Origin of the sequence: Streptomyces sp. 135 (assembly GCF_020026305.1) — a bacterium.
Lineage (GTDB): Bacteria > Actinomycetota > Actinomycetes > Streptomycetales > Streptomycetaceae > Streptomyces.
Map to the genome: position 1 here is coordinate 4944171 of NZ_CP075691.1, position 13527 is coordinate 4957697.

The 13527-nt window shown below is 72.0% G+C and carries 10 protein-coding genes and 1 pseudogene; 6 read left to right on the forward strand and 5 right to left on the reverse strand.

All coding sequences use genetic code 11. The annotated features are described in order from the left end of the window. The first annotated feature begins 213 nt into the window (after positions 1-213). Positions 214-1029 carry an HAD family hydrolase gene (locus KKZ08_RS22325; RefSeq protein ID WP_223776147.1) on the forward strand — a complete coding sequence of 272 codons (816 nt, stop codon included), beginning with the start codon at positions 214-216 and terminating at the stop codon, positions 1027-1029. A gap of 100 nt (positions 1030-1129) precedes the next feature. On the opposite strand, the gene KKZ08_RS22330 is transcribed toward KKZ08_RS22325, so the two are convergent. Together KKZ08_RS22330 and KKZ08_RS22335 are read right to left on the reverse strand one after the other, a co-directional pair. Continuing rightward, on the reverse strand, positions 1130-3130 hold the full coding sequence (locus KKZ08_RS22330) for a CocE/NonD family hydrolase (RefSeq protein ID WP_223776148.1): 2001 nt from the start codon (positions 3128-3130) through the stop codon (positions 1130-1132). Between the two features lie 97 nt (positions 3131-3227). Beyond that, positions 3228-3947 (reverse strand): annotated as a pseudogene (locus KKZ08_RS22335) (oligopeptide:H+ symporter); the annotation flags it as partial. Between the two features lie 258 nt (positions 3948-4205). On the opposite strand from KKZ08_RS22335, the gene KKZ08_RS22340 reads away from it, so the two are divergent. From KKZ08_RS22340 to KKZ08_RS22355, 4 genes are all read left to right on the forward strand, one after another. Then, the gene (locus tag KKZ08_RS22340; protein WP_223776149.1) at positions 4206-5216 is read left to right on the forward strand and encodes a polyprenyl synthetase family protein; all 1011 of its coding nucleotides are present in this window, start codon (positions 4206-4208) and stop codon (positions 5214-5216) included. Between the two features lie 285 nt (positions 5217-5501). Next, the gene (locus KKZ08_RS22345) at positions 5502-6812 is read left to right on the forward strand and encodes a DUF2092 domain-containing protein (RefSeq protein ID WP_223776150.1); all 1311 of its coding nucleotides are present in this window, start codon (positions 5502-5504) and stop codon (positions 6810-6812) included. 147 nt (positions 6813-6959) lie between these two features. Then, a complete protein-coding gene (locus KKZ08_RS22350) occupies positions 6960-7943 on the forward strand; it encodes an ABC transporter ATP-binding protein (RefSeq protein WP_223779146.1) in 984 nt (327 codons plus the stop codon). Positions 7944-7947: 4 nt separating this feature from the next. Continuing rightward, positions 7948-8841 (forward strand): ABC transporter permease, encoded by an 894-nt coding sequence (locus KKZ08_RS22355; RefSeq protein WP_223779147.1) that lies wholly within the window; start codon positions 7948-7950, stop codon positions 8839-8841. An 18-nt stretch (positions 8842-8859) separates the two neighbouring features. Here the strand turns inward: KKZ08_RS22355 and KKZ08_RS22360 are convergent, their stop codons facing one another. Together KKZ08_RS22360 and KKZ08_RS22365 are read right to left on the reverse strand one after the other, a co-directional pair. Further along, the gene (locus KKZ08_RS22360; RefSeq protein ID WP_223776151.1) at positions 8860-9456 is read right to left on the reverse strand and encodes an NAD(P)H-dependent oxidoreductase; all 597 of its coding nucleotides are present in this window, start codon (positions 9454-9456) and stop codon (positions 8860-8862) included. 149 nt (positions 9457-9605) lie between these two features. After that, a complete protein-coding gene (locus tag KKZ08_RS22365) occupies positions 9606-11204 on the reverse strand; it encodes a hypothetical protein (protein WP_223776152.1) in 1599 nt (532 codons plus the stop codon). Between the two features lie 544 nt (positions 11205-11748). Here KKZ08_RS22365 and KKZ08_RS22370 point away from each other — a divergent pair. Next, entirely contained in the window at positions 11749-12720 is a 972-nt protein-coding gene (locus tag KKZ08_RS22370; protein ID WP_223776153.1) for a hypothetical protein, read from the forward strand. Here KKZ08_RS22370 and KKZ08_RS22375 read toward each other — a convergent pair. Then, a complete protein-coding gene (locus KKZ08_RS22375) occupies positions 12657-13520 on the reverse strand; it encodes an AraC family transcriptional regulator (RefSeq protein WP_223776154.1) in 864 nt (287 codons plus the stop codon). The genes KKZ08_RS22370 and KKZ08_RS22375 overlap by 64 nt on opposite strands. Between the last annotated feature and the right edge of the window lie 7 nt (positions 13521-13527).

Sequence of the window (13527 nt, forward strand, 5' to 3'; positions counted from 1 at the left end):
AAGCAAAGCTACTGGTTGTACGGGTGGACGGACGGGTCAGGGGCGAGCGGGTTCCGGACGGGACGCTGCTGCGCCGAGCGGGCCTTCAGGGGTGTTGTGTTGGAACGTTAACTTCCACTTTCTGATGAACTGCATGCGGCTCCGCCGCCCCCCGCCCGTACCGGCCTTGCCAAGCCGCTTCCCGCATCGCTCAGGATCCGTATTCTCTGGATCATGGCCGCTCCCCTCGCATATGCCCTCATCGCCACTGACCTGGACGGGACGCTGCTGCGCGGCGACGACACGGTTTCCGACCGGTCACGGAGGGCGTTGGCCGCCGTGGGCGGGGCGGGCGCGCGGCACTTGGTGGTGACGGGGCGGCCCGCGCCCCGGGTGCGGCCCTTCTTCGACGACCTCGGGTATGGCGGGCTCGCCGTCTGCGGACAGGGCGCGCAGCTCTACGACGCCGGTGCGCACCGCATGGTGTGGTCCGTGACCCTCGACCGGGAGCTCGCCGAGGTCGCCCTCGGGAAGGTCGAGGCGGAGGTCGGGCAGGTCTTCGCCGCCGTCGACCAGGACGGTGTGGACGGGCTCACGCTCATCGAGCCGGGGTACGAGATGCCGCACCCCACGCTCCCCGCGATGCGCGTGCCCGAGCGTGACGTGCTCTGGGAGGCGCCCATCAGCAAGGTGCTGCTGCGCCATCCGACGCTGGCCGACGACGAGTTGGCGGCGGTGGCGCGCGGCGTCGTGGGGTCGCTCGCGACGGTGACGATGTCCGGGCCGGGCACCGTGGAGCTCCAGCCGTGCGGGGTGACCAAGGCGACGGGGCTCGCGCTCGCCGCCGAACGGCTCGGCCTGACGGCCGCCGACACGGTCGCCTTCGGGGACATGCCCAACGACATCCCGATGTTCCTGTGGGCGGCGCACGGCGTAGCCATGGCCAATGCCCACGGGGAACTCAAGTCCGTGGCCGACGAGTTGACCCTTTCGAACGAGGACGACGGGGTCGCCGTCGTCCTCGAACGGATGATGAACGGACGACGATGAACGGACGACGATGAGCGGACGATGAGCGGGGTCCAATAGTCCCTGCCGTCTGCCGTCTGCCGTCTGCCGTCTGCCGTCCGCCCGGGTCCGCCGCGGGCGCTCACCCCGCTGTGCGCCTGATCCGCCGCTCCCACGTGCGGTGGAAGACGACCTCGTCGCCGTGGCGGCAGATCACCTCGTCCGAGGTGAGGAAGTCCGCCGCGTCGCAGGTGATCTCGGAGTGCGTCTCGACCGAGACGTCCCAGCCCAGTTCGGGGCGGTGCAGGCGGATCGTCCAGTCGGAGCGGGTGCGGGCGCTCAGCGGGTCGTTCTCGTGGATCGTGTACGTCTCCAGGGCGTCCTCGGTGAACTCCAGACCGTCGGGGTACACGCGCGTGCCGCCGTAGCGCGGGTCGACCTCAAGGCGCCACTCGCCCTTGGCGACATCGCGTACGACCAGCCGTTCGGGGCGCTCCTCGTCGAGGGTCGCCGGGTATGCCACGCCGAGCGGTTCGGCCTGCTCCGGGGGCTCGAAGGTGATCGTCGGGTCCAAGCCGCCCGCCCGCACCGGAAGTTCGAGGGTGTTGCCGACCGGCTCCAGGGTGAAGCCGGCCGTGTCCGCCTGCGGCCAGATCCACGGCCAGTACGCGGAGGAGATCGCGAGGCGGATGCGGTGGCCCGGCGGGAAGGTGTGCCCGATGCCGTTGAGTTCGAAGGTCACGTCCTGCGTGACGCCGAGCGGCCAGGCGTGCGCGCGGTCCCTGCCGTGCCGGGCGGAGAGGTTCAGCACGCCACGCGTGACCAGCGTGGACGAGCCGTCGGGCGCGATGTCGCACAGGCGCGCGATGGCCTGGCCGTACGGCACGTCCATCCGCAGCCGCAGCGTCACCTCGGGGCGCCCGAGGATCCGTACCTCCGAAGGGACCTCGAACTCGAAGCACGCCGACTTCGCGTCCTCCTCCCGCTGATCGGGCGGCAGGTCGGCGTCGTTGCCGAACGGGAAGTAGCGGCCCGCGTCCAGGCCGGTGTGCTGCGGGGAGTTGACCAGCAGCGGGGTGCCCTGGAGGGCGTAGGTAACCGGGGTGACGTTCGGGGAGGGCCAGGCGGGGTCACCGACCCAGCCGCCGCGCAGCTCCGGATAGACCGTGGCCGGCGGGTGCGATTCGCTGATCCAGGAGCGGAGCTTCGGCTCGGCCATGACACCGGTGTCGATGCCCTTGAGGTGGTGGTCCCACCAGCGCAGCGTCTCCTGGAGGAAGCCGATCGCCGGGCCCGGCGGCAGGCCCCGGTCGGGGTACTGGTGCGACCACGGGCCGATCAGGCCCCGCACCTGGTGGTCGGGGAGGTGTTCGACCAGGCGCAGGACCGTGTCCCGGTACGGGTCGTGCCAGCCGCCCACCGCGAGGACCGCGGCGCCGATCGCGGAGTAGTCCTCGCAGACGCTGCCGTGCCGCCAGTAGTCGTCGCGGGTCTGGTGCTCCAGCCAGGTGTGGATGAAGGGTTCGACGGCTTCCAGGCGCCTCAGCCACATCTCGCGCCACGTGTCGCCGACGAAATACGGGTCGGGCGGGCGCGAGACGAAGGCGAGCATCGTCGCCGCCCAGGCGTGCATGTCCACCGCGAGGACGGAACCACCCATGTAGTGCACGTCGTTGTCGTAGCGGTCGTCCGCCGAGCAGACCGTGACGACCGCCTTGAGCGGCTCGGGCGCCAGGGCCGCGATCTGGAGGGAGTTGAAGCCGCCCCAGGAGATGCCGAACATGCCGACCTTGCCGGTCGACCACGGCTGCGCGGCCAGCCAGTTCACCACCTCGACGCCGTCGGCCAGCTCCTGCGCCGAGTACTCGTCCGTGGGCAGGCCCTCGCTGTTGCCGTGGCCCCGGACGTCGACGCGCACGGAGGCGTAGCCGTGGCCCGCGTACCAGGGGTGGCGCTGCCGGTCGCGGGGCGCCGTCCAGTCGCTGAGACGGTAGGGGAGGTATTCGAGGAGGACAGGCACGGGCTCGTCGGTGACGGGACGCCACACGCGCGCGTAGAGCTTGGTGCCGTCGGCGAGGGGTACGCGGATGTCCTCGTGCGTCGTCTCGTACGGGAAGTCGGTCCGGATCTTCGGGTGCGTCATGGGAGGAACCTCGGTGAACGGGGCGGGGGGTGCGGGATCGGCGGGGCGGGCGTGCGGTGCCTCCTCAGTGGGCCGGGTGCATGGTGCGGCGCAGCGGCAGCGCGAACTCCGCGGCGGCCTTGCGTCCGGCGAGATGGCGGCGCCCCAGCACGTACTGGACGAGGCCGAACGTCATGCCGATCGCGGCCGCCGAGAATCCCCGGTGCCAGCCCCGGTGGTCGCCGAGCCAGCCGGTGGTCAGCGGACCGGCGAAGGCGCCCACGTTGATCGCCATGTAGGAGAGCGCGAACCCCGCGTCGCGGCGGTCGTCCTCGGTGCGGTAGAGCTTGCCGACCATCGAGGCGACGTTGGGCTTGAGCAGGCCGGTGCCCGCGCTGATCAGGCCGAGGCCCACCCACGTCATCGCCGCGGCGGGCACCGCCATCGCGTAATGGCCGCAGGCGATGAGCACGCCGCCCCACAGCACCGCGCGGTACGAACCGACGGTGCGGTCGGCGCGCCAGCCGCCCGCGACGGAGACCGGATAGACCAGCGTCCCGTACGCCGCCGAGACCGACGCGGCCGTGCCGGGAGCCATGCCCATGCCGTCGTGTCCGGCGGAGTCGGCGAAGTAGAGGACCAGGATGGCCTGCATACCGAGGAACGAGAAGCGCTCCCAGACCTCGAGACCGGAGAGGGTGAGCAGTCCGCGGGGCTGGCCGAAGAACGCGTGGTCGTCACCCGGCGACGGATCCGCCGCCGGGCCCGCCGCCGATTCCCCGGGTGGTTTTGAGGGCGGTTCGGCAGGTGGCTCGTACTCGTCGGTAGGACGGGACAAAGTGGCCGCTCCCGGTCTTTGGGTACTTTCTGGTGCGGATCGGTCCTGTCAGTCGTATGGGCTGATCAAGAACATACCGGTGGTGATCGCGGACTGCCTGGCCGGCTTCGCACGGGCAGGTGCTCGCTGTGATCGAAAGGCGACCGGATACGCTGACTTGAGTGATGGCAGCGACACATCGACAAACCGTGTCATCGACCGAGATCCAATGATCGACCGAGTTCGCCATGTGATCGTCAGCAGACAGGAGAACCTCTCGTGACCGTCGTCGGGCCTTTTGGGCTGAGCGTGCGGGACCAGGCTCTCGAAGCCGATGTCCAGGCAGGGTTGGCGGCTGTCGAGGAGGGCCTGCTCGAGGCCACCAAGAGCGAGGTCCCGTTCATCACCGAGGCAGCTCAGCACCTCGTCAAGGCCGGGGGGAAGCGTTTCCGCCCGCTGCTCGTGATGCTCGCCTCCCAGTTCGGCGACCCCTACGCGCCGGGCGTCGTGCCCTCCGCCGTGGTCGTCGAGCTCACGCACCTCGCGACGCTCTACCACGACGACGTGATGGACGAGGCGGACGTGCGCCGCGGCGTCGCCAGCGCCAACCAGCGCTGGGGCAACTCCGTGGCCGTGCTGACCGGCGACTTCCTCTTCGCCCGCGCCTCGTACATCCTCGCCGACCTCGGCCCGGAGGCCGTCCGCATCCAGGCGGAGGCCTTCGAACGGCTGGTCACCGGCCAGATCCTGGAGACGGCCGGACCGACCGAGGGCCGCGATCCGGTCGACCACTACCTCGACGTGCTCGGCGGCAAGACCGGCTCGCTGGTCGCCGTGGCGTGCCGGTTCGGCGCGATGATGTCGGGCGCCGACGAGACCGTCGTGGACGTCCTGACGCAGTACGGCGAGCGGCTCGGCGTCGCCTTCCAGCTCGCCGACGACGTGCTCGACATCGCCTCCGACTCGCACGAGTCCGGCAAGACCCCGGGCACCGACCTGCGCGAGGGCATTCCGACGCTGCCGGTCCTGCGCCTGCGCGAGCGCGTCGAGCGGCTCGGCCTGCCCGAGGACATCGCCCTGAGCGAACTGCTCGACTCCGACCTCACCGACGACGCCCGGCACGCCGAGGCGCTCACCGGGCTGCGCGCCCACCCCGCCCTGGAGCAGGCCCGCCGCGACACGGTGCGTTACGCCGAGGAGGCGCGGGCCGCGCTGGCGCCGCTGCCGGAGTGCGACGCGAAGGTCTCGCTGGTCGAGCTCTGCGACCTGGTGGTGCACCGGGCGGGCTGACGCCCGTCGGTACCGGAAGGGACCGGTACGCGGTACGGCTGATCGGCGGCGTCACCCCCTACGGGTCGGGGGAGGCGCCGCCGCTTTCTGTCATCCCGTGGCAGTACGTCGAGTTGCGCCCGGGGGTTGACGCTTCTGCCCGGCCGATTTGGTCGGATAGACCTCAGCAAGGACCACCACTCCTGACCAATTCGGGTGAGAATGGCGGCGCGGGGTGGACGCAGGCACGTGCGCATGTATGGACGTACAGGAAGGCCGCCGCCGACCACGGAGGTAGGGCACACAATGGCACCGTACGAACCGGAACAGGACACCAGTGAAGCCGGGCAACTGCGCCTCGGGCGCCGCAAGGCGGCCCGTTACGTAGTCCCGGTCGCGGTGGCGGGGGTGGCGGCGGCGACCATCGGGCTCGTCCCGGCGCTCGCCACCTCGGGCGACCCGGATCTGCCGAAGGTCACCGCTCAGGAACTCATAGAGAAGATCGCCGCGTCGGACACGCAGCAGCTCTCCGGCACCGTCAAGATCAGCACGGATCTGGGGCTGCCGTCGATGGGCGGCATGGCGGGCGGCTTCGCCGGCGGTGGGGACGCCGGGGGCGGTGAGGGCGGCGGAGGCTCGGCCGCCGATCCCAAGAACAAGCTGATGGAGCTGGCGTCCGGCACGCACACGCTGCGCGTCGCGGCCGACGGCCCCGACAAGCAGAAGGTGTCCCTCCTGGAGGACGCCGCCGAGTACAGCCTGATCCACAACGGCGACGAGGTGTGGGCGTACGACAGCGCGTCGAACGAGGCGTACCACGCGAAGGGCTTCCAGGTCTCCGGAGACAAGGGAGACAAGGGCGACAAGGGTGACAAGGGTCAGGCGGAGTCTCCCGCAGGCATGCCCGCCACGCCCGAGGAGTTCGCCGAGCAGGCGTTGAAGGCGGTCGACGACACGACGTCCGTGAAGGTCGACGGCACCGCCCAGGTCGCGGGCCGCGACGCGTACCGCCTGGTGATCGAGCCGAAGCAGTCCGGTTCGACGGTCGGCCGGATCACGGTCGCCGTGGACGCGAAGACGGGGACGCCGCTCAAGTTCACCCTGACCCCGTCCTCCGGCGGCGCGGCGGTGATCGACGCGGGCTTCACGAAGGTCGACTTCGGCAAGCCGTCCGCGAGTACGTTCGACTTCGCGCCGCCCAAGGGCGCGAAGGTCACCGAGGCCGACGAACACGCGGCGCTGAGCCGTGATTTCAAGGGCCGTGATTTCAAGGGCCGTGACTTCAAGGACCATGACTTCGCGGACAAGGCGAAGGGCGGCAAGGAGTTCAAGGAAGAGGACCTGAACGACCTGAAGGTCATCGGCGAGGGCTGGACCTCCATCGCCGAGCTGCGGCTGCCGGGCGGCCAGGGTCTGCCGACGGCCGGTTCGGGCGACGTCCCGCCGGACGCGCAGAAGCTGCTCGACTCGCTGGGCGACCAGGTCAGCGGGAAGTTCGGCTCCGGCACGGTCTTCTCGACCCGCCTGATCAACGCCCTCGTCACCGACGACGGCAAGGTCTACGCGGGCGCGGTCACGAAGGACGCCCTGGTGAAGGCGGCGAACGCGGCCCACTAGGCGTGAGCCCCGGGCGGTGGTCCACGGTGGAGACACCGCGGACCACCGCGCCGGGCCGTGCGGCACCGCCGAACCGCGCGCGTGCCGTAGGGCCGAAGGGCCGAAGAGCCGAAGAGGGCCGGGCGACAGGAGGATGCGGTGCCGGGCATGATCGGGGGGCCGTCGGACGGTGACGCGCCGCTCCCCTACGTGATCGAGACGCGCGGGCTCACCAAGCGCTACGGCAAGCACCTCGCCGTCGACCGGCTGGACCTGACCGTCCCCGAAGGCAGCGTCTTCGGGTTCCTCGGGCCGAACGGCTCGGGCAAGACGACCACGATCCGCATGCTGATGGGCCTCATCGAGCCGACTTCGGGCACCGCGCGCGTCCTCGGCAGCCCCATGCCGCGCTCCACGCGTACCGTCCTGCCGCACGTGGGCGCGCTGATCGAGGGCCCCGCCCTCTACGGCTTCCTGTCGGGCCGCGACAACCTCCTGCGGTACGACTCCGCCGACCCGACCGCCGATCCCCGTACCCGGCGGCGGCGCGCCGAGGCCGCCCTGGACCGGGTGGGCCTGACCGCCGCCGCGGGCAAGAAGGCGAAGGCGTACTCGCTCGGCATGAAGCAGCGGCTCGGCCTCGCGGCCGCGCTGCTCCAGCCGCGCAGGCTCCTGGTCCTGGACGAACCGACGAACGGCCTCGACCCGCAGGGCATGCGCGAGATCCGCGCCCTGGTGCGCGAGCTGGCACGGGAGGGCACGACCGTCTTCCTCTCCTCGCACCTCCTCGACGAGATCGAGCAGGTCTGCACCCACGCGGCCGTGATGACCCGGGGCCGCCTGATCACCCAGGGCCCGGTCGCCGAGCTGGCGGCGGGCGCGCGCGGCCGGCTGATCGTGACCACACCGGATCCGGGCGACGCGGCCCGCGTCCTGAAGGAGCGGGGCGTGGCGGATCTGGTCGTGACGGAGGACCGCGTGACGGGTGAGCCGCCGGGCAAGGACGCGTCCGGCCGGGACACGGAACTCGCCGAGCTGAACGCCGCGCTGGTCGAGGCGGGCGTACGCGTCCGTGGCTTCGGCCTGGAACGGGCCTCGCTGGAGGACGCGTTCGTGGCGCTGACAGGGGAGGGCTTCGATGCCGCGGGCTGAGCCGATGGACGTACTCAAGGCGGGTGTGGCAGGCGACCGCGACCCGAGCGAGCCGAGGCCGAGCTGGACCCTCGGGCTCTTCCGCAGCGAGCTGGCGATCACCTTCCGCCGCTGGCGGACCCTCGCGCTGCTCGGCGTGCTAGCCGCGGTGCCGGTCCTCGTGGGCGTCGCCGTCAGGATCGAGACCAGCGACGGCTCGTCGATCGGCGGGGGCGGCGATGGCGGCGGCCCCGCGTTCATCGCGCAGATCACCAACAACGGCCTGTTCCTGGTCTTCACCGCGCTCGCCGCGACGCTGCCGTTCTTCCTGCCGATGGCGGTCGGCGTCGTCGCAGGCGACGCCATCGCGGGAGAGGCGAGCGCGGGCACGCTGCGCTACCTGCTGGTGGCGCCCGCCGGACGCACCCGCCTGCTCCTCGTCAAATACGCGACCACACTGACGTTCTGCCTGGTCGCGACCCTGGTCGTCGCCACGTCCGCGCTCGCGACGGGCGCGCTGCTCTTTCCGCTCGGCGAGGTCACCACGATCTCCGGCACCCGCATCAGCTTCGGCGAGGGGCTGTTGCGGGCCCTGCTCATCGCGCTGGTCGTCGCCGCGTCACTGATCGGCGTGGCGGCGCTCGGGCTGTTCGTCTCGACGCTCACCAGCAGCGGCATCGCGGCCATGGCGACGACCGTCGGTCTGCTGATCACGGTCCAGATCCTCGACCAGATCCCGCAACTGGACGCGCTGCACCCGTACTTCTTCTCCCACTACTGGCTGTCGTTCGCCGACCTGATGCGCGAGCCCGTCCACTGGGACGACCTCGTCAAGAACTTCCAGATGCAGGGGCTCTACGCGGCGGTCTTCGGCTCGGCGGCGTGGGCGCGGTTCGGGGCGAAGGACGTCATGGCGTAGCCGCAGGTGTCGTCGTACTCAGCCCTTGTCGTACGGGTAGCGGGCGAGCGGCGGCTCCTGCGCGAAGAACGTCTTGGCGCGCGCCAGGGCCTCGGAGTCCTCAAGGACCTGGCCGGGCCGGGTGCCGTTGCCGAGCAGGACGCCGCCGAAGCGCATCGGGAAGAAGGCGGCGGTGTGGTTCAACGTACCGACCAGCGGGTCCGCCACCTCCTCCTCGCGGTGCGCGAGCGCCGTCACGCCCCACAGGGTGCGGCCCTTCAGGGTGTCCTTGAAGGCGATCTCCGGCGTCTCCAGCCACGCGTCCCAGTAGTCGAGGTACCGCTTGACGGTGGCCGACACCGAGTACCAGTACAGCGGCGACACGATGACGATGTCCGTGGCGTCGAGGGTGGCGTCAAGCAGCAGCGCCTCGGTGTCGCCCGCGGGGCGCGGGCGGGCGCGGGGCCGGGTGTCGTCGTGACGCAGGTCCTGGAAGTCGGGCAGCGGGTGATCGGCGAGGTGGATCCAGCGCTGCTCGACGTCCGGGGGCAACTGCTCGGCGGCCTCGCGGGCCAAGAGCTCGGTGTTGCCCTCGGGGCGGGCGCTGCCGACGACGAAGAGGAACTTGCGGGTCATAAGAGTCTCCCCCTGGAGGTGGCCCGGCACGGCCGACGGGTGCGGCGGCGGGCCGATCGCTGCGGCAATTGCTTGCGCGTGCACTATATGCATGCGCAAGCAATGGCGTCCAGGGTGTTCCGGTAACGCCCCGCGTCAGGAGCGTTCCTTTACGGGCGTACGTGGATGACCCACCCGCGTACATACGTGCCGGGCACCGTATGGCGTGGCCAGTCGCGGGCCCACTCGGGAGGCGCCGCCCCGCGCATCACCAGGGCGGTGGGGCGGCGCGGATCGTCGAGTCCGCCGCCGGGCGCGCAGCCGGCGGTGTGGGCGAGGGGGATGACGGAGGTGTTGCCGTTCAGGAGGCAGGGCGTGCCGGTCCCGGCGCCGGGGCCAGGGCCGTTGCCCACGCCGTGCCGCTCCAGGGTCTCCGCGACCCGGACCCAGTCGCGGCGGGCCTCCCCCTGGATCGTGGCGTTGCCGTGGGCGAGGGCGGCCTGGACGGCGAGATGACCGCCGAGTACGACTGCGGGGACGGCGACACCGGCCCACCGGGGCCTGGCCGCGCGGGCGAGGCGGAGCAGGGTGAGGAGTCCGATGGCCGCGGTGGGGGCGAACAGGGCGTGGGTCGGGAGCAGGAAGCGCGGGGTGGCGTAGGGGACGAGGACGAAGTATGGCAGGGCGATGGCCAGGCCCGTGACGAGGGCGAGGAGGGCGTCGCGCAGGGGGCCGGCCGGGGCCGCGGTGGGGGCGGGTGGCGCGGAGGCCTGTCGGGGCGTGGGCCGGCAGCCCGCGCGGCGCAGGGTCCACAGGCCGGCCGCCACCAGGAGCGTCAGCAGCAGCCACCACTCCGCCGCCACGGGCCGGACGCTGTCGTTGTCGCAGGGGCGGCAGAGCAGCGGCCCGTCGATGACCGTGAGGTGGTGGACGAACGAGAGCAGCGGACGCAGATCGCCCTGCACCTCGCTCGCCTCCGTCAGCCGTTCGCGGATCCCGCCGAAACGGATGTACGCCTCCACGGCCCAGGGCAGCGCGCCCGCCGCGAGCCCGGCGAGCACCGCGAGGACGCGGCTCCGTCCGCGCCAGGCGGGCACCAGCAGGGCGGCGACGAGGAGGGGCAGCCCTATGGCGAAGCCGTCGTTGGGCCGCATCAGCGTGGCGAGGGCGATACCGGCAGCGATGCCGGTGCACGTGAGGAGGGACTGCCGTGGCCACAGGAAGAGCCCGACCGCGCCGACGGCGCCCATGGCCGTGTAGTGGTTGGGCATGGCCGAGTTCGCGTAGAAGAGCGTGATCCAGAGGCTGCCGTACAGCGCGGCGGCGACGGGCGCCGCCCAGGGCCGGTGGGCCGCGCGGAGCCAGGGGCGGAACCCGAGATAGAGGGCGGCGGTCGCCAGCAGCGTCAGCCACACCCTGAGGAGCACGGTGGAGTCGCTCCAGGTGGCCACGGGCGCGATGAGGAACGGCACGCCGCGGGTCCGGGGGGCGCTGAACGGCGTGGCGGGGGCGTAGGGCGAGTACCGGCTGGCGTAGACGAGCTCGTCCCAGCCGAGGGGCAGCGTGAGCGGGACGAGGACGCAGGACAGCAGGGCGAAGGCGCAGCAGACGGCGAGGAGGAGGCGGTGGGCGAGGCGTGCGTGTGCGTGGGCGGGGTGCGTGGGGTGGCGGGGGTGCGTGGGGTCGGTCTGGCCGGTGCCGTGCGGGGGGCGGCCCGGATCCGTGGCGGTCCCGCCGGGCGGGGCGGGGGCTTTGGCGGGCGGATCCACGGAGGCTTCGCCGGGCGGACCTTGGGATGCTTCGCCGGGCGGACTTACAGAGGCTTCGCCGGGCGGACCTACGGAGGCTTCGCCGGGCGGGGAGCTTGCGGGTGGTGCCGGGCTGCCGGCGTTCGTGGCGGTCTGGCGGCGTGCGACCCCTCGTTCGCTCACCGTGTCTTCGCCGCGAGCACCGCCCCTCCACTGTTCTCCACGCTTCTCCGCGACATCGCGCGAACTCACGTGACCTAGGGGGTGGTTGAGGGTCGGTTCGGGGTGTTCCCGGATCACGGGGAGGGGCCCGGGGCGGCACGCTGGAGTGGTCACGGGAGACCTGGAGTGCCAGGGGAGAAGTGAGGGGCCACGTTGACATCGCGCGACGGAGCGGTTCTGTTCCCGGATCTCACGCTGCCACCACGTTGACGCCGCCGCTCTGCACGCCAACGCCTTCGCGCTGACCGGCATCGTCACGGTCCTGGCCACCCGCGCCTTCCTGGCCCTGGCCGGTTATCCGAACCTCGGCGGGGGCGGCGGCAGCCGGCTGCACATCGCCCACATGCTCTGGGGCGGGCTCCTGATGGCGGCCGCGGTCCTGCTCACGCTCGGCTTCCTCGGCCGCGCGGCCCGGCTCACGGGCGCGGTCGTCGGCGGCGCCGGCTTCGGACTCTTCATCGACGAGGTCGGCAAGCAGATCACGGACGAGCCGGGGTACTTCTACCAACCGGCCGCCGGAATCATCTACTTGAGCTTCGCCTCGCTGCTCCTGCTCACCCACCTCATACGCGGCCGCACCGCCGACTCCTCGGCACTGGACGCCCGGCAGCGCACCGCGCACGCCGCCGACCACGCCCTGGCCGGCGTCACCACGGGCCTCCCGGCCGAGCAGCGCCAGGCGGCGATACGGCTCGTCGAGGGCTCGGACCGGGAGGTGGACGCGGCGCTGGTCCGCCTGCTCGCCGCCCTCCCGGAGCGCCCGCCCGCCGCGCCCGCGCGGTGGCGGACGTGGGCGGACGGTGCGGGGCGGGCGCTGCGGTGGCTGGCGCGTACGCGGGTGGTGCTGGGCGCTGCCGTGCTCTGCCTGCTGACCGAGGCGCTGCTGTTCGCCGTCTGGATGTCCATGGACTTCTTCGGCGGACAGCCGGCGCGGGAGCCGCAGCCGGGCGCCCACCTCGCCGTCGCGCTCACCGAGGTGGCCTCGGCCGCGCTGGGCATCGCCGGGCTGATACGCCTGCGCGGAGACCGGAGGGCGGCCTTGCGGCTCTTCCGGGCGGCGCTGCTCGTGGACATCCTGGTCGGCCAGATATTCAAGTTCACGATGGACCAGTTCGCGGCGGTCATCGAGCTGGGCATCGATCTGGGGCTGCTCTGGGTGGTCTCCGCGTTCCTGGCGGCGCAGACCACCGTTCAGTCCGCAGCTCTGACCAGCGCGCAGACCACTGATCGGCCCACAGCTCGGACCACCGTTCAGCCCGCCGCGCGGAGCGCCGTGCCCGAGGTCGTGCCGCCCGTGGTCAGTGAGGCGCGGTAAGCGCCCGGTGCGATGCCCCGGATCCGCTTGAAGGCGTCGCTGAAGCCGAACCCGTCGGCGTAGCCCACCTGTCCGGCCACGGAGGCGACCGTCGCGCCGGGCTCGGCGAGCAGTTCCGCGGCGAGCGTCATGCGCCACTCGGTGAGGTACGCCATCGGGGGCCTGCCGACCAGATCGGTGAAGTTCCTGGCGAACACCGCGCGCGAGACCCGGGCGCGCGCGGCGAGCGCCGCCACCGTCCAGGGGCGCGCGGGTTCGTCGTGCATGGCGTGCAGGGCGGGGCCGACGACATCGTCGCCGAGCGCGCGGTACCAGGCGGGTGGGCAGGCCTCGGGCAGGTCGAACCACTCGCGCAGGGTGCAGGCCAGCATCCAGTCGAGCATCCGGTCCATCACGTACTGGCGCCCGGGGCGGTCGGCGGAGATCTCGGCGGCGATGAGTTCCACGATGGGCATGCACTCCTCGCCGGAGGGGACGACGAGCAGGGGCGGCAGCGCGCTGATCAGGCGCCGCCCGACAGAGCTGTCCAACTGGTAGGCGCCGCTGACCAGTTCACACTCGGCGCCGACAGCGGACAGGGTGAACGGCGCCTTCGTGCACACGATCGCGGCGCCGCCCTCCCGCAGGGTCCGCGGTTCGTCCGGCGCGACAAAGACGCGGGCCGAGCCGCGTACCACCGTGATCAGTTCGAGAGCCGCCGCCTCGGCGCGGTTGGTCTCCCAAGGGCGCGTCAGCACCGTCCGGTTGAACAGCGCGCCGTCCGCACGCACCCCTCGCAGCAGATCCCCCAGAGCGTCCATGCCACCC

Coding starts and splice junctions, on each gene's coding strand:
- KKZ08_RS22325 (WP_223776147.1), top strand. CDS start 214: ATGGCCGCTCCCCTCGCATATGCCCTCATCGCCACTGACCTGGACGGG.
- KKZ08_RS22330 (WP_223776148.1), bottom strand. CDS start 3,130: ATGACGCACCCGAAGATCCGGACCGACTTCCCGTACGAGACGACGCAC.
- KKZ08_RS22345 (WP_223776150.1), top strand. CDS start 5,502: ATGGCACCGTACGAACCGGAACAGGACACCAGTGAAGCCGGGCAACTG.
- KKZ08_RS22350 (WP_223779146.1), top strand. CDS start 6,960: ATGATCGGGGGGCCGTCGGACGGTGACGCGCCGCTCCCCTACGTGATC.
- KKZ08_RS22355 (WP_223779147.1), top strand. CDS start 7,948: ATGGACGTACTCAAGGCGGGTGTGGCAGGCGACCGCGACCCGAGCGAG.
- KKZ08_RS22360 (WP_223776151.1), bottom strand. CDS start 9,456: ATGACCCGCAAGTTCCTCTTCGTCGTCGGCAGCGCCCGCCCCGAGGGC.
- KKZ08_RS22370 (WP_223776153.1), top strand. CDS start 11,749: ATGCTCTGGGGCGGGCTCCTGATGGCGGCCGCGGTCCTGCTCACGCTC.
- KKZ08_RS22375 (WP_223776154.1), bottom strand. CDS start 13,520: ATGGACGCTCTGGGGGATCTGCTGCGAGGGGTGCGTGCGGACGGCGCG.